A 14,018-nucleotide genomic window follows, 5' to 3' on the forward strand; every position below is an offset into this window, starting at 1 on the left:
TGAAAGTATGGAGCCGTGGATCGAGGAGCAGCTTAATGTATATGAATTTGTAGGCTTTTGGAAAAGAGTGCTGATTAATATCATTGACTCACTTATTCTTATTCTTCCTACCTATTTACTGACCAGGATTTCAGTGCCGGCGGCAGAGTCGGCAGGGTCAGCATTCCCGCTTTTTATACAGTTTGCACTGCTTATGGTGTTCAATATATTTATGGTTGTCCGATACGGCGGGACGCCGGGCAGGCTGCTTCTGGGGGCAAGAATCGTTGATGAGAATGGAAGATATCCGGTGCTCCGGCAGGCTTTGATCAGGGATAGTTTTTTTATTGTTAACAGCTTCCTGGCAGTGGTTGTGAGTCTGAATACCGAGGCGTTATCTGCCATACCAAGCAGTCTCGTGAACTGGAGTCCGCTTGCGGCCGATATAAATGTGTTTTTTGGCTGGGTAGTGATTGTGGATTGCCTGTTCGTCGCATTCACCCAGCGCAAGCGGGCGCTGCATGATCTGATGGCCCGAACTTATGTGGTGAACAAAACGGCGCTGGACCGTGATCAGACAGGGAAATTCATAGCATAAGGCAATGCGTATAATACCTGGATCAGGAGGTCTGCGCCTGCAACCTTTGTTACAGGCACTTCGTCATAGGGTACAGTTTAGACAAAAGAGGATGTTTCCCATAACGAAGGAGATGGCGGCATGACTACAGCAATTAGAACAATCACAGGTATTCTTATCGTTGGGGCGATGCTCAGCCTTACAGCCTGTAATTCCGGCAAAACGGAACCATCGTATAACAATACGGCTACGGCTACAGCAACTGTGCAGCCAGGGGATAGCGCTTCATCGGCAGCAAAAGGTGCGCAGGTAAGCGAATCCGGTACAGATGAAGGTGCTGCTGCGGGCGCAGAGCCTGTAACTGCTGACTCTGAAGCCGCAGCCGGAGCCTCATCAGAGTCTACGGTTACTGAGGTTGCAGGGGCTGAAGCAGATACCGTAGCTCCCGCCACCCCGCAGGAACGGAGCAAGCAGCTGAAGGAACTGCTGGAGCTTGCCAAGCAGGGCAAGGTGCCCGGTGTCGAATATGCTGCACACACCGGACTTATTGATGAGGTGGAAGCCGCGTGGGGAGAGCCGGACCTCAAGGAATCGGCAGGCAAAGGGATCTATTCCACATATTCGGGCAAGCAGGTGGTAATCGGCTTCAATAAGGGCAGCAAGATTTTCGATGTGCGCTCCAGCGCCCCAGACCTGCGTAACCTCACACTGGAGCAGATTGAAGAAGTCCTCGGCAAGCCGGATGATACTACTGTGAATGGCGAGCATAACATCTATATTTATCAGGCCAACAAGCAGTATCAGCTCAAATTCATCATCCCGGAATCCACAGGGACGGTAGATCATATCTCGGTGTTCTCGGAGCAGGACTCCATTAATAATATGGCAGGCTAGTCAGCTGAGAGCATCTTAGAGCAACTATGAATCCCCTTGCAGCAGCAACTGCAGGGGGATTTTTCGGTCTACAGGCATGTAATCGGAAAACTGATCACAACGGGACCGAAGGCGGCGCGAAGGCCAAATGTAATCGGAAAACTGATCACAATGGGACCGAAAGCGGCGCGAAGGCCAAATGTAATCGAAAAACCGATCACAACGGGACCGAAGGCGCCGCGTAGGCGAAATGTAATCGAAAAACCGATCACAATGGGACCGAGGGACGGCGCGTAGGCGAAATGTAATCAAAAAAGCGCTGGTGCGTGAGCCAGGCCGCCTTAACCAGTTGCGAGTACTTAAATAAAGTCAACGCATGATGTATACTTTCTCTTATGAAAGAAATCAGAAGAAATGAGGCACGGCCATGCATCTGGAGTTGAACGGAAGTGAATTTAAGGTATCCGCCGGAGGATTAACGGTAGAGCTGCTGCCCAAGGAATTCGCACTGCTGCAGTTTCTGTACCGTAACCGGGGGCGGACCTTCAGCCGGGAGCAGCTGCTGGATAAAGTGTGGCCGATGGAATATCCGGTGGAACGGACCGTTGACGATCATATCTACCGGCTGCGCAAGAAGCTGCGTCTACTGGGTGGGATTTACATTAAGACGATACGCGGATTCGGGTACAGTCTGGCAATCCCGGGCAGCCTTGCGGGCGTGGCTGTGAATCCGGCAACGAATGACCCGGAGCTGCGTGACACGATGCGAGAGGTGTTCATGAAGTTCCATGTCTACGGCCAGGGGAACTCCATGCTCACCCTTGCCCGCCAGCAGGACATCCTCGGCTACGAGCTGGACGCGCATTATTCTATGGTTATTCATTTTGTCCAGGGCGATTTGGAGTGGCTGATTCATACGGACGAGATTCCGTTAAAGGACCGACTCTTTTACCTCAATCTGTTCTACTTCTTCATTGGTGATCCCAGGGAGAAGGTGGCGTACGCCGAGCGCCTGATTGCGCGGAGTCTGCTGAACCCGCCGGAGCAGCTGGAGCTGGAGATTCTCACGATGCTGGACATGTACACCCTTGCAGGCCAGCCGGAAAAAGCGCTGGAACGTCTGACGCGTTCCTACCAGGTCATTTCCGAACCCGGCTTCGAGAATTTCATCCCGGTCACGGTAATCACGGGGCTGTTCATCCATCTCTCAGCGGGAGCTTGCGATGAAGAGCTCGAACGGATGGATGAAGCTGTCAGCCGGATTTTGCAGGACAAGCCTTTTTTGCGGGAGATTGGCAATTACAAGGTCGTGAAGGGACTCTGGAAGTTGCGGCGTGAACAGTGGATAGAGGGGGAGCGGCTGATCCATGAGGGATTGCAGGTGCTGGATATGTCGGGATTCGTGCCATTGCGCTTCTATGCGCTGTACAAGATTCATCATTTTTGCCGGATGTTCGTGAGCGGAAGTGCCTCGGACCGAAAGTATAACAGCCTGTTTGTAGCCGAGCTTGAAGCTTGTGGCCTGGCCAGACTGGAACACACCCTGGAACACATCCTGCTGCCGCTGCTGGAGACCCCATGATAATTCTCTGACAATTCTCCGTTACTTTAGAATCATAGATGGAGCTTCATCTACGATCTTATGTAACCTGGAGGAATGTCAGATGGAACAATCAACCAAGCAGGGGAACAGCCTGCTTCATAACAAAACGTATATGCGGGTGTACAGCGCTTTTGCCACGGCGAGCTTCGGCGACTGGTTCGATTCACTGGCAATTCAGGTGCTGGTGGGTTACCGCTGGCAGGCCGGGCCGCTGATGCTGGCGCTCATTCCGGTAGCGTTGGCGCTGCCGAGCATTCTGCTTGGATCGATTGCCGGGGCAGCTGCCGACCGGTTGAACAAGCTGAAGCTGATGCGCATCTGCGATCTCCTGACGGCGCTGCTGACGCTACTGGTGCTGTTCGCCCCGAGTATGGTCTGGCTGTTGCCTCTGCTGGCGCTGCGTTCAGCACTGTCCACACTGAATATGCCAGCCCAGCAGTCCCTGACCCGCAGTCTGGTCCGGGAGGACCAGCTAATGCAGGCCTCGTCACTGAACGGACTGGTCAATCAAGGCTCCAAGATCGCCGGTCCCTTGCTTGGAGGTCTGGCGCTTGCCTTCCTTACGCCGCAGTGGTGTATCCTGCTCAATGCCTTGCTGCGCGGCTGTTCTTACCTGCTGTTGCTGTCTGTCAAGAATATCCGCACGGATGAAGCAGACAGAAAGCTGTCTGAAGCGCAGCAAGGTAAGATTCCGCTTCTCACCATGTGGCGGGAAGGCTGGGGCTTTCTGTTGCGCAGCCGGCTGCTGTTGACTGCGATGTTGTTCGGAATTGCCGGAGCAATGGTCATTCAGGTGGTTGATTTTCAGTTCACCAGTCTGTTCAGGATATTCGCCCCGGAGCGGGAAGCGCTGCTGGGCTGGATGGTTGCCGCAACGGGAGCTGGAGCCGTGCTGATTATTCTGATTCTGAACAAGCTGAAATCCGAAGGCCGGTATGGCTGGAAGCTGGGCCTCGGGTACGTGCTGATTGGCGGGTCGATTGCCGCGCTGGGTCTGCTTAGGCCGGGGGCATCGATGCTGTGGGTGCTGCTCATCGGATTTGTGCTGGGGATCGGCAACGGCATGTTTATGGTTACGTTCAATTATTGTCTGCAAAAAGAAACCCCGCCGCACATGACCGGCCGTATCTTCGGCATCCAGAATACCGTACTCAGCGCGGTAATGATTGTAGCGCCTCTGCTGGGCGGCGTGCTGGTGCAATATGCAGGTCCGGCCCGTATTTTTGTCAACATTGGCTTGTTGCAGGTGCTTCTGGGTCTGACAGGTGTGGTGTTTGGCCGGCAGCTCTGGCCGATGGCAAGGTCTAAAGCGGAAGCCGCCCATCCGGCAGTAGAGAGTAGCTGAGAAGGTTGATAGATCACTAATTTCTGTATGGACGAACAGGAGGAGCTTATGACAACTTATATCTATATGGTAAGGCACGGGGATTCGCTGCGTACCGGGGTGGATGAATGGACGCGCGGCCTGTCGCCCAAGGGGGAGGAGGATGCCCTGCGGGTCACAGAATGCCTGAAGGATGAAGGGATAGATGTGCTGTACAGCAGCCCGTATATCCGGGCGGTTAATACAATTGCGGATTTGGCGGATCAACTGGAGCAGGAAATCATTCTGATCGATGATCTGAGAGAAAAGGTCTGGATGGAGGGTAACGAGCAGCTAACCGACGATGACCTGTATCTTGAGCTCCAGAAGATCTACACCGATCCGGATTACGCCCTGCCGGGCGGGGAATCCAACCGGGAGTGCCAGGCACGTGCAGTGAAGGCGCTGCAGGACGTTCTGCGGACCCATGCTGGCAAAAAAGTGGCCATCGGCACCCATGGCATGGTGATGTCCTTGATGATGGGCCATTTCTCCCCGGAATATGGTCTGGACTTCTTACTGCAGACGACCAAGCCGGATATTTATGTCATGGAGTTCAAAGATGATGAAGTATTGATCCGGCGGATGCCTGTGTAAGCTAAATTCAAGAAGGCAGCCGACCAATGTGGTGGCTGCCTATTTAGCTTTTCTTGGTCAGCTGGCCGCAAACGGATAGTCCGGAATTTCCCTCTTAAAATCATGCGCGCGCCTACCAGCGTCTTCTTACTTTGCAATAGAAACATCTTCAAAGACCGGGTTCGAAGCGGACATATTGGACATTCGGGGATAGTTGTATTCTATACATTTAAAAACAGCCAAAAGGAAGGATTTCCTCTTCTAACTGTAGTTTGTACAACTAAATTTGCCCGAGTGGGCGAGATCCCGGATAATGAGGCATTTTAGATATATGAAATACATCTAAACGGCTATTCGGCAGTAAGTCAAACGATTTAGTTGTACCGAATACACTTAAGCATTTCGCCTGTACATAATCCGGTCTGATGTCCTACATAATTAGTGCGGCCCTATACCTATAGCCCATAAAATCGCACCGTATTCGCCGTCAGCTTCGCTCTGGCTTCGGTAACAGAATATCCATGCAGCGCCCCCCAGGCGGCGGCAACGTCATGGACCATAGCCGGATGGGTGGTGCGTCCGGTGAATGGTCCTTCAAACGGCCATGGGCCGTCTGTCTCTGCCATGACCAGCTCCGGCGGGTAGCGGCGTGCCAGCTCCTGAATCTCCGGTTCATAGAGGATGTCGGGAGTGAAGGAAATGTAGTAACCGCGGCTAATCATCCGGTCAACGGTAGCAGCGGGCCCCTTGAACCAGTGGAAATGGGCCTGCGTAAGGCCATGCTGCTCCAGCAGATCGCATACGGTCCACGCATCCTCATAGACAGCATGCAGTACAACCGGCTTGGCTAAATGGGCAGCTAGCCTGAGAAGTCTGCCCAGCAGTCCGAGATAAGGTTCCATCTCCCAGCCCTCACCGCGTGCGATTGCTTCGGCCCGGGAGTAGTAGGGAAGGCCGATTTCACCAATAGCGGCCATATTGTCCGCATGGTCTGTAATCCATTTCAGCAGCGAATTCAACTCTTCCTCCATAGGCAGCGCCTGCTCTGGATGGAAGCCATACGCAGGCTTCACGAGGCCCGGATAGCTGGCTGCTAACTTCAGCGTTCGCTTGCTCGAAGCGAGATTCATCGAGACGGCGATCAGGGCCTCAATGCCCTGCTCCCGCAGTCCCTCCAGCATGGAGGACACTACTTGATCCTCGTATTGGTCTAGATGAATATGGGCATCAATCATTTGCAAGCCTCTCCTTCCAGCGGCGGATTTTTACTCCACAATGGCTTCACCGCGTTCATCCGGCTCAAAAGCAATAGACCCCAGCTCCATCCCCGTCTTGCCTGCCTTATACTCCAGCTTCAGGGTACCGACACTCTCGGTCGTCCCGACCATCAGGCTGGTATCTGCGAGCAGCTTGTTATTCTCTACGGAGTAGTAGGTCACTGCGCCAATGGCCGCTTTGCTGCCGAAATACTTCATGCCGTCCTCAGCACGGTCCGGGAGTCTGAGCGTCACCTTGGACGGCTTGGGTCCTGTAAGCTCAAGCTTCAGCAGGACATCGTCCTTATCCAGCGAAATACTGGAAGATACTACAGCAGAGGCTGCTTTGTCCGCAGCAGGCACCGATATTTCCTTCCACTGTTCCGGCTTAACCACATGAACCTCCTGTGCGACCAGCGAGGTCCCGGTTCCCAGGGTGAACACAACCGTGACCTCCGGTTTGCCGTCCGAATCTACATCGGCATAGAAGAGCTGAGGCGGGTGCGAGTAGTCTCTGGATACATTCCAGTTGAAGCGCTGTTTTTTCCCGTTCACTTCAAGGAGGAATCCTTTGTAGGTATTGCCGTCCTTGAGCGCGGCGTACAGCTTCACCTTGGGGTTATTCTCTGCAACGGCAAGGGGGGCAGCGGGTACTCTTACTGTTGTGCTAAGACTGCCCGGGGTAATGTTAACCCGGCTTCCTCCCGGATTCAGCTCTGTAACAGCTCCTGTAAGGGAGTCCAAGGTAGCTGCCGCGATATATACACGGCCTGCCTTCAGTAACACAGGAGAGTCCAGCTCCTCTTGATATCCTCCATCCGTTTGCGTATAAGTCACTTGTTTGGAGGCGCTACCGGGCGTAAGAATAGTCTTGTCCCAGCTCGTGAACAGAGTAAGTTGCTTGAGAGTGTTATTCCATTGCAGCTCTATCGGGTAGTATTCCAGCAGCGTGCGGGCTGGTACGTATAATGTGCCGCCTGAGTGGAAGGGGGGAGCCCCGGGGAGAACGGCTTGTCCGTCCACAACAAGGGATAGAGGGGCAGCAGCAGAATGGGCAATATCTATGGATGAACCCGCCGCATGGCCTGCGAGGAGCAGGGCAATAGCGGCAGCAGTAATTAATTTTTTCATAAGATAACCTCCGGTGTCTGGAAATTCCAATCTCTTGTATTATAAATGAAAAACTCCGCCCGCGGGTCACGTTCTGTTAACAAAGATAAGACAAGCCTGTTACAGCCCAAAAACAAAAATAAAACGAACGAAAACTCGGAATCCCTCCAATAAATAGTGTAAGCCTGAAGGGGGAATAACGGATGAAGACAACTGATCCATACTCGCAGCTCATCAAGCTCACGCTAGCCGGCAGCCGTGAAGCATACGGTGAGTTATATGAGGCAACCATTCATGATGTCTATAAGACCGTGCGTTTCCTCGTTACCGGGCTTTCAGATGCAGAGGATGTTGTACAGGAAATTTATATTGAGCTGCACCGCTCACTAAGGAGATTTGACAGGACACAAGCCTTTAGACCCTGGCTTATGGGGCTCACGATGAGGCAGGTCCATGCTTACAGGCGCAGAAACTGGAGACATCTGCGGATTATGAACAAAGCGGAGCAGACCAGTGAGACTATGGTACAGGATTTCTCCAGCGATGTCGTAGAGCGGATGACAAACCGGGTACTTACCGAAGGGGTTAGCCGTTTGCCGTATAAGCTGAAGCAAGTCATTATTCTACATTACCTGCATGAGTACTCACAGGAGGAGATATCGGTAATTCTTCAGATCCCGCTCGGGACGGTGAAATCACGGCTTCATGCCGCACTGCAGAAGCTAAGACGGAAGCATCAGGCGGATACAATCAAATTGGGGAAGGTGGAGGAGCTGTATGAGTCTAGGACATGATTTACGGTGCGCTCTTCAGGAAGAAGCCGGGAATGTACATGCTCCCCCCGAACTGAAAGAGAAGATTCTGGACAGAATTCCAACAGGACAAGGAGGTAGACGTATGAAAAAATGGCTGGTGGCAGCTATAATAGCAGCGACCTTAATTATTCCTACCGGAGCTTATGCCGGTTATAACTATCTGGCGGATACTCTATATGGCTCACAGGATAACTTGGCAAAGATTGAGGGTACCCAGCAGCAATATGATCGGCTTGAGGCTAAGCTTCAGCAGTCAAAGTCCAGCTTGAGTGAGGAAGATTTCAAAGCCTTAACCTCTTTGCTGCATGAGTTAGCCGTCTATAATCTGCAGATTGCAGATGAGCAGGGCGTGCTGCAATTCGATAAGCTGAGTGATGCAGACTTGATACGCTATAAGGAGCTGGCTGCTGAAGTTAAGCCATTTAATACCAAGCTCGATCAGGCTGCAGCTCCACTCACAGCAACAACTATGACGGATTCTGATTTCGCCGCTTTCAGTGACCAGTTGCTGGATAAGGCAGAACAGACTTTTAGCGGGGAGGAACTGGCTAATGTCCAACTGTTGATAGAGGAATGGAAGGAGTACAATGCGTCACTCACCGGACCGGACGGCAGACAGTTGGATCGTATACCGGATGATAGGATTGCAGAACAGACTGCGCTACTTGACAAGCTGAACCCCTATTTGAAAAAGATGGGGTACATGTTTAAGCCTGCAACTCGCTAAAATTCAATCATAGCACCCTCTTTCTGAAATGGCGGGACCCTTTTAGAAAGGGGGTGCTCGTTATAAATGTTGTTGTTCAGCAGAGGTGAGGAACCTCAAGCCTCAAGCGCCTGAAGGGCAAGTGACACCAGGGCTCTGACGGAGTCTTCGCTCAGTTCTCCTCCGGTCAGCAGCAGCCGGTAAAAAATAGGGCCGTAGATCAAGTCGATACAACTCCCGATATCGAGTCCCTGCTTCAGTTCCCCCTGGGCAATCCCCCGTTCGAACAGCTTCCAGGCCTCCTGGCGGCGCGGCCCGAAATATCTGCTCCGGTACGCCTCCGCCAGTCCGGCATCGGACTGCCCTTCACCGATCAGCTCCGTAATGACTTTACCTTCCCGGCTGGTGAGGAACTGTGCGAGCGTTCCTGCATGAATCAGAATGTCCTCTTTGGCGGAACCGGTATCGGGGATCGGAAGTCTGGCGTTAGCAGCGTACAGATATCCGTCCATCACTACCGCCGCTTTATTCGGCCACCATTTATAGATCGTTGCCTTACTGACCTGGGCCTGCTCTGCAATCTTCTCCACGGTAACTGCGCAGAAGCCGGTCTCCAGCAATAATTCATATGAAGCGTTCAGAATAGCATTCTTGGCCTCTGTGTTGCGCGGACGGCCTCTTTTTTTCTCCATGGTGATTCCTCCTGACAGTGCTGGTTCAACTCTAATTGGAGTATACCATAAAACTGCCTATTTACAATACTGAACGTTTAGTATATTATTTGTTCATAACTAATTAGTGAACTTATCGTTCAGTATTTAAAAAATGGAAGGTGGAGTTTCAAATGAAGGCTGGAGTTAGGGTGCAACAACAAGCAGGTTCCGCTGAAGCCGCCAAGGCTGTTCCCGGCTGGATCACATTTCTGCTAGCCGTATCCTGCGGACTGATCGTGGCGAATCTCTATTATACCCAGACGCTGGTTGGGCCCATCGGGCAGGCGATTCATCTGTCGGCCGGAGCGGCAGGGCTAATCGTTACCCTGACGCAGATCGGTTACGTAGCCGGACTGCTGTTCATTGTCCCCCTCAGCGATATTATTGAGAACCGCCGTCTGACGGTGATGTCGCTGATTCTGGTTGTGGCTGCCCTGGTGCTGTCCATCCTGGCACCAAATGCACCGCTGTTCCTGGCCGCTTCCTTGCTGATCGGACTGGGCTCGGTAGCAGCGCAGGTCCTGGTGCCCTATGCCTCCTATCTGGCCACAGGGGAAGATCGCGGCCGAGTAGTAGGCAATGTAATGAGCGGACTGCTGCTGGGCATTATGTTCGCCCGCCCGGTCGCCAGCTTCATGGCCGGACTCTGGGGCTGGCAGTCCATCTTCATGGTCTCGGCTGTCGTTACTGCGCTGCTGACGCTGCTCCTATCCCGTGTTCTGCCCGCCCGGAAGCCCGCTCCCGGCTTGAGATACGGACAATTACTCCGCTCTCTGGGCACATTGCTCACGCACACGCCGGTGCTGCGGCGCCGCGCTCTATACCAGGCCAGCCTGTTCGGCGCCTTCAGTCTGTTCTGGACGACCGTTCCCTTGCACCTGTCCAGCGAGTTTCATCTGTCCCAGCAAGGAATTGCCCTGTTTGCCCTGGCTGGTGTGGGCGGAGCTGCAGCCGCGCCGATTGCGGGCAGATTGGCTGACAAGGGCTGGACCCGGTTATTGACCGGTCTTGGCATTTCACTGGCCGTTCTCTCCTTTATCCTAGCCTATCTGCTGCGGGATTCCTCTAATCTTACACTAGGCCTGCTGGTGCTGACGGCGATTCTGCTCGATATGAGCGTGTCAGGCAATCTGGTCTTGGGACAACGGGCGATCTATTCACTGGGCAATGAGACCCGGGGGCGGCTGAACGGCTTGTTCATGGCGATCTTCTTCATTGGAGGCGCCGTGGGATCATCACTCGGGGGCTGGGCCTACGCTTACGGCGGCTGGAGTCTGACAACCCTAATCGGACTGGCACTGCCAGTGCTGGCGCTGATCTACTTTTTGACCGGGAAGAAGGAGCACGCTTGAGAAAAGGAGCCTTGCCGCGTTCAGCAATAATCCGCATAGCCAGTAATTCCTAAAAAAACTACAGTAGGCAGGGGAGCTTCGATCCTCTGTCTTTTTTTTGTTCAGAGATGTAATGGATCCGGTAGATAGAGCGTATTAGCTCATGTAAATTACTTGGCCAAGTAGAATCTTCCTGGAAAGGAGTGCCACAAGGATGCAAGAGCGCGCATTGCTGCCTTTGATACATGATAGAGTTCCTGCTCATATACAGACAGAGCTTGAGTTTGCAGCGGTTTTTGAAGCCTATTATAAACGGATATTCAACTATATCGCCTACCGGGTGAGCTGCCGTTACACCGCCGAAGATCTGGCCAGCCAGGTGTTCGAGAAAACGTTATCCAAGCTGCCCGGTTACTCCCCGGAGAAAGCGCCGCTTGAGGTGTGGCTGTTCGCCATTGCCCGCAACGTTGTGAATGATTATTACCGGAGCCGCGCGCGGCAGCGCTTCTTCTCACTGGACAGTATCCGGGAGCTGGTGTCTGGCAAAAAAGAGCCGGAGACGCTCATCCTAGGCAGAGAGCGCAGCGATAGGCTACAGGTGGCGCTGGACACGCTCAGCCCGAAGGAACGTAACCTCATCGCCCTGAAGTTCGGGGCGGATCTGAAGAATACGGAGATTGCCCGGATTACCGGAATCTCGGAGAGCAATGTCGGAGTCATTCTCTATCGCAGCATGCGAAAACTGAAATCTGAAATAGGGAGTGTGGAAGAGCTATGAATAACAAGAAGAGCGCCGAACATGCAGTTGAGCTGGAGCTTCAGGAGCTGGGAGACTATCTGGCTCGCCAGGACTTCTCCCGGGAGTCCGATCCGGCGGCGGTTCTCCGCCAGGTGAGAAGCCGCTCCATTCAGAAACAACAGGAGGATAATAGAATGAAAAACAAACAACGGATCAGACGTCCGGTGATGATTGCAGCTTCACTGCTGGTGGCTGCCGTGGTGAGCGTGTCCTTCGTGAGACCCTCGTTCGCACAGGAAATGCTGGAGCGTGTGCTGAATTCCGTCCATCTGGGACATATCGAGGTCGCTCAGATGGACGGAAGCCACCCTACGGAGTTTCCGGAAGCCTGGAAGGGCAAGATATTTGATAAGCAGGGGAATCCCGTCACCTCATTTAACCCCATGCCTGCAGCCATCTTCAATGCAGCCGGGGAGGCCATCGTACGCTTCGACGGGGATAAGCCCATTACGAAGAGTGAGCAGGAGCAGCTTGACAAGGAAGCGTCAGAGCAGAAGTTTACCGTCAAGGAGGCAGCGAAGCTGGATCAATACGCCCTCTTCAAGGTGAAGCTGCCGGAATACCTGCCTGAGGGCTTTGCCTTTGACCACGGAGAGTTCTATAAGGATGAGGAGGGCGTAAGCGGGCAGATTGTTGAATTGTTCTTCACCAGCAAGGATAAGAATAAGCGGATCTGGATGCAGCTGCGCCTGGCCAATGAGGAGAATGCCTTTTCAATGGCAACTGACGACAAGGTGGAGCAGGTGAAGCTTAAGGGGACGGATGCGGTTCTGGTCAGTGACAGAAGCCTGGACTGGGAAGCAAGCGGCGTGATGTACGGCCTCAGCACCCGTGGCTTTGACCGGGCTGAGGTTCTGAAGATCGCAGAGTCCATTAACTGGTAAGCCTGAGGAGCGGATAAAGGAACAGGTATGAGGCATAGGCAGGCATAGGATGAATCAGAGCACCAGACTGCAACCCCAGAGCGTGGCGGGGATTGCGGGCTGGTGCTTTTTTGTAATAGCGTCTCTACTATTCTTCAAGCTTGTCATGCCCGTCTGCATATTGAGGCCAAGTCCTTCATAGACATGTACTAATCAATGCATTCAAAACAGGTTAAGGGGATGATGTCATGCGCCGGATAACATGGGTACTCGCGATCATTATGAGCGTGGCCTTAGTATTGGCGGGGTGCGGGAAGAAGGATGCCGCCTCTGTGGTCAAGGATCTGAATCAAGTGTCTGACAAGCTGGAGAGCAAGCAGGGAGCTTATCAGGGCTCAGGCACGATGACCTTGTACACCGGGGAGCAGCCGCAGGATTACAAGGTGGAGGTATGGTATAAGAATCCTTCGTATTACCGGATCAGCCTGTCTAACGTCCAGAAGGACGTGAAGCAGATTGTGCTGCGCAATGATGAGGGCGTATTCGTCCTGACCCCAAGCCTGGGTAAAAGCTTCCGCTTCCAGAGCGACTGGCCGGACAGCCAGGGTCAGGTGTATCTGTACCAGACGCTGCTGAAGGGAATTGTCAAAGACAACAACCGGCAGTTCGTGGAGGACGGGGATTATTATGTGTTCGAGGTCGCTGCCAACTATCAGAGCAGTGCGCTGGTCCGCCAGAAGATCTGGCTGAACAAAAAGACCTATGAGCCGAAGCAGGTGCAGGTATCGGATTCCGAAGCCAAGGTTGTGGTGAACGTGACCTTCGACAGCTTCAAGTTCGATCCGGAATTCACAGCAGATTCCTTCGATATGCAGAAGAATATGGCGGCCGGCAGCCCTTCCGAGAATACGATGGCGGAAGTGGATCAGGATGGCAATCCGGTGGTCTCGGAAGATGGTGAACAGACCGGTGAGCCGGTTACGGCCGAGCTGGGCGACTTCGGGATCATTGAGCCGGCTTACATTCCGGCCGGTGTGAAGCTGAAGGACACCAATAAGATTGAAGGCAGCAAGGACCATGCGGTGCTGATCCGCTATGACGGCGTCTACCAGTATACGATTATGGAAGCCCGTCCGCTGGACCGTGCAGTGTCACTGGCTCCCGGAACACTGGTCGATCTGGGCTTCACGGCAGGCCTGCTTAGCGGAGATGAGCAGCAGACGCTGACCTGGATGAGCGAGGGTGTAGAGTACCGGATTACAAGCGCAAATCTGCCAGTTACGGAAATGATGCAAATAGCCGCTTCTATGGAGGAACAATCGGGTAAATAAAAATCAGTGGGCGGATACTGCGCAAGGTGGGAATCATTCCTCTACCCGCGGTATCCGTTTTTTGCCTACACATTGCTCACATTGACAGCGGCCTTCACGAGCATTACCATTGGCAGTAAGACT

At 53.2% G+C, this 14,018-nt stretch carries 14 protein-coding genes; 11 read left to right on the forward strand and 3 right to left on the reverse strand.

Translation table 11 applies throughout. The features are described 5' to 3' along the window. Positions 1-7: 7 nt before the first annotated feature. The 5 genes from MKZ07_RS29325 to MKZ07_RS29345 all read left to right on the forward strand — a co-directional run bounded on the left by MKZ07_RS29325 (position 8) and on the right by MKZ07_RS29345 (position 4,992). The gene (locus MKZ07_RS29325; RefSeq protein ID WP_036697362.1) at positions 8-577 is read left to right on the forward strand and encodes an RDD family protein; all 570 of its coding nucleotides are present in this window, start codon (positions 8-10) and stop codon (positions 575-577) included. A gap of 120 nt (positions 578-697) precedes the next feature. After that, the gene (locus MKZ07_RS29330) at positions 698-1,450 is read left to right on the forward strand and encodes a YjgB family protein (RefSeq protein ID WP_036697360.1); all 753 of its coding nucleotides are present in this window, start codon (positions 698-700) and stop codon (positions 1,448-1,450) included. Positions 1,451-1,856: 406 nt separating this feature from the next. After that, positions 1,857-3,011: a winged helix-turn-helix domain-containing protein gene (locus MKZ07_RS29335; protein ID WP_341029052.1), complete on the forward strand. Its 1,155-nt coding sequence runs from the start codon at positions 1,857-1,859 to the stop codon at positions 3,009-3,011. An 82-nt stretch (positions 3,012-3,093) separates the two neighbouring features. Beyond that, positions 3,094-4,377 (forward strand): MFS transporter, encoded by a 1,284-nt coding sequence (locus MKZ07_RS29340; protein ID WP_341029053.1) that lies wholly within the window; start codon positions 3,094-3,096, stop codon positions 4,375-4,377. A 48-nt stretch (positions 4,378-4,425) separates the two neighbouring features. Next, positions 4,426-4,992 (forward strand): histidine phosphatase family protein, encoded by a 567-nt coding sequence (locus MKZ07_RS29345; protein ID WP_341029055.1) that lies wholly within the window; start codon positions 4,426-4,428, stop codon positions 4,990-4,992. 434 nt (positions 4,993-5,426) lie between these two features. On the opposite strand, the gene MKZ07_RS29350 is transcribed toward MKZ07_RS29345, so the two are convergent. After that, positions 5,427-6,206, reverse strand: coding sequence for a TatD family hydrolase (locus MKZ07_RS29350; RefSeq protein WP_341029057.1), 780 nt, complete (start codon positions 6,204-6,206; stop codon positions 5,427-5,429). A 30-nt stretch (positions 6,207-6,236) separates the two neighbouring features. Continuing rightward, on the reverse strand, positions 6,237-7,358 hold the full coding sequence (locus tag MKZ07_RS29355) for a stalk domain-containing protein (RefSeq protein ID WP_051493809.1): 1,122 nt from the start codon (positions 7,356-7,358) through the stop codon (positions 6,237-6,239). A 182-nt stretch (positions 7,359-7,540) separates the two neighbouring features. Here MKZ07_RS29355 and MKZ07_RS29360 point away from each other — a divergent pair, with 182 nt between their 5' ends. Next, the gene (locus MKZ07_RS29360; RefSeq protein ID WP_036697352.1) at positions 7,541-8,131 is read left to right on the forward strand and encodes a sigma-70 family RNA polymerase sigma factor; all 591 of its coding nucleotides are present in this window, start codon (positions 7,541-7,543) and stop codon (positions 8,129-8,131) included. A 103-nt stretch (positions 8,132-8,234) separates the two neighbouring features. Beyond that, the gene (locus MKZ07_RS29365; RefSeq protein WP_341029059.1) at positions 8,235-8,879 is read left to right on the forward strand and encodes a DUF3600 domain-containing protein; all 645 of its coding nucleotides are present in this window, start codon (positions 8,235-8,237) and stop codon (positions 8,877-8,879) included. Positions 8,880-8,974: 95 nt separating this feature from the next. Here the strand turns inward: MKZ07_RS29365 and MKZ07_RS29370 are convergent, their stop codons facing one another. Beyond that, positions 8,975-9,550 carry a TetR/AcrR family transcriptional regulator gene (locus MKZ07_RS29370; RefSeq protein WP_341029061.1) on the reverse strand — a complete coding sequence of 192 codons (576 nt, stop codon included), beginning with the start codon at positions 9,548-9,550 and terminating at the stop codon, positions 8,975-8,977. 152 nt (positions 9,551-9,702) lie between these two features. On the opposite strand from MKZ07_RS29370, the gene MKZ07_RS29375 reads away from it, so the two are divergent. From MKZ07_RS29375 to MKZ07_RS29390, 4 genes are all read left to right on the forward strand, one after another. Then, positions 9,703-10,923, forward strand: coding sequence for an MFS transporter (locus MKZ07_RS29375; RefSeq protein ID WP_083678243.1), 1,221 nt, complete (start codon positions 9,703-9,705; stop codon positions 10,921-10,923). 193 nt (positions 10,924-11,116) lie between these two features. Then, on the forward strand, positions 11,117-11,680 hold the full coding sequence (locus tag MKZ07_RS29380; RefSeq protein ID WP_341029063.1) for a sigma-70 family RNA polymerase sigma factor: 564 nt from the start codon (positions 11,117-11,119) through the stop codon (positions 11,678-11,680). Continuing rightward, positions 11,677-12,585, forward strand: a complete 909-nt coding sequence (locus MKZ07_RS29385; RefSeq protein WP_051493808.1) for a DUF4367 domain-containing protein — start codon at positions 11,677-11,679, stop codon at positions 12,583-12,585. Before MKZ07_RS29380 ends, MKZ07_RS29385 begins: the two co-directional genes overlap by 4 nt. A 227-nt stretch (positions 12,586-12,812) precedes the next feature. Continuing rightward, complete coding sequence (locus MKZ07_RS29390) at positions 12,813-13,895, forward strand: LolA family protein (protein WP_341029065.1); 1,083 nt, start codon at positions 12,813-12,815, stop codon at positions 13,893-13,895. Positions 13,896-14,018: the final 123 nt, after the last annotated feature.

The organism is Paenibacillus sp. FSL P4-0338, from assembly GCF_038002365.1.
Classification (GTDB): Bacteria; Bacillota; Bacilli; order Paenibacillales; family Paenibacillaceae; genus Paenibacillus_AQ.

What these genes read in the sequence shown, in the direction of transcription:
- MKZ07_RS29325 (WP_036697362.1), top strand. Translation starts at nt 8, where the DNA reads ATGGAGCCGTGGATCGAGGAGCAGCTTAATGTATATGAATTTGTAGGC.
- MKZ07_RS29330 (WP_036697360.1), top strand. Translation starts at nt 698, where the DNA reads ATGACTACAGCAATTAGAACAATCACAGGTATTCTTATCGTTGGGGCG.
- MKZ07_RS29335 (WP_341029052.1), top strand. Translation starts at nt 1,857, where the DNA reads ATGCATCTGGAGTTGAACGGAAGTGAATTTAAGGTATCCGCCGGAGGA.
- MKZ07_RS29340 (WP_341029053.1), top strand. Translation starts at nt 3,094, where the DNA reads ATGGAACAATCAACCAAGCAGGGGAACAGCCTGCTTCATAACAAAACG.
- MKZ07_RS29345 (WP_341029055.1), top strand. Translation starts at nt 4,426, where the DNA reads ATGACAACTTATATCTATATGGTAAGGCACGGGGATTCGCTGCGTACC.
- MKZ07_RS29350 (WP_341029057.1), bottom strand. Translation starts at nt 6,206, where the DNA reads ATGATTGATGCCCATATTCATCTAGACCAATACGAGGATCAAGTAGTG.
- MKZ07_RS29355 (WP_051493809.1), bottom strand. Translation starts at nt 7,358, where the DNA reads ATGAAAAAATTAATTACTGCTGCCGCTATTGCCCTGCTCCTCGCAGGC.
- MKZ07_RS29360 (WP_036697352.1), top strand. Translation starts at nt 7,541, where the DNA reads ATGAAGACAACTGATCCATACTCGCAGCTCATCAAGCTCACGCTAGCC.
- MKZ07_RS29365 (WP_341029059.1), top strand. Translation starts at nt 8,235, where the DNA reads ATGAAAAAATGGCTGGTGGCAGCTATAATAGCAGCGACCTTAATTATT.
- MKZ07_RS29370 (WP_341029061.1), bottom strand. Translation starts at nt 9,550, where the DNA reads ATGGAGAAAAAAAGAGGCCGTCCGCGCAACACAGAGGCCAAGAATGCT.
- MKZ07_RS29375 (WP_083678243.1), top strand. Translation starts at nt 9,703, where the DNA reads ATGAAGGCTGGAGTTAGGGTGCAACAACAAGCAGGTTCCGCTGAAGCC.
- MKZ07_RS29380 (WP_341029063.1), top strand. Translation starts at nt 11,117, where the DNA reads ATGCAAGAGCGCGCATTGCTGCCTTTGATACATGATAGAGTTCCTGCT.
- MKZ07_RS29385 (WP_051493808.1), top strand. Translation starts at nt 11,677, where the DNA reads ATGAATAACAAGAAGAGCGCCGAACATGCAGTTGAGCTGGAGCTTCAG.
- MKZ07_RS29390 (WP_341029065.1), top strand. Translation starts at nt 12,813, where the DNA reads ATGCGCCGGATAACATGGGTACTCGCGATCATTATGAGCGTGGCCTTA.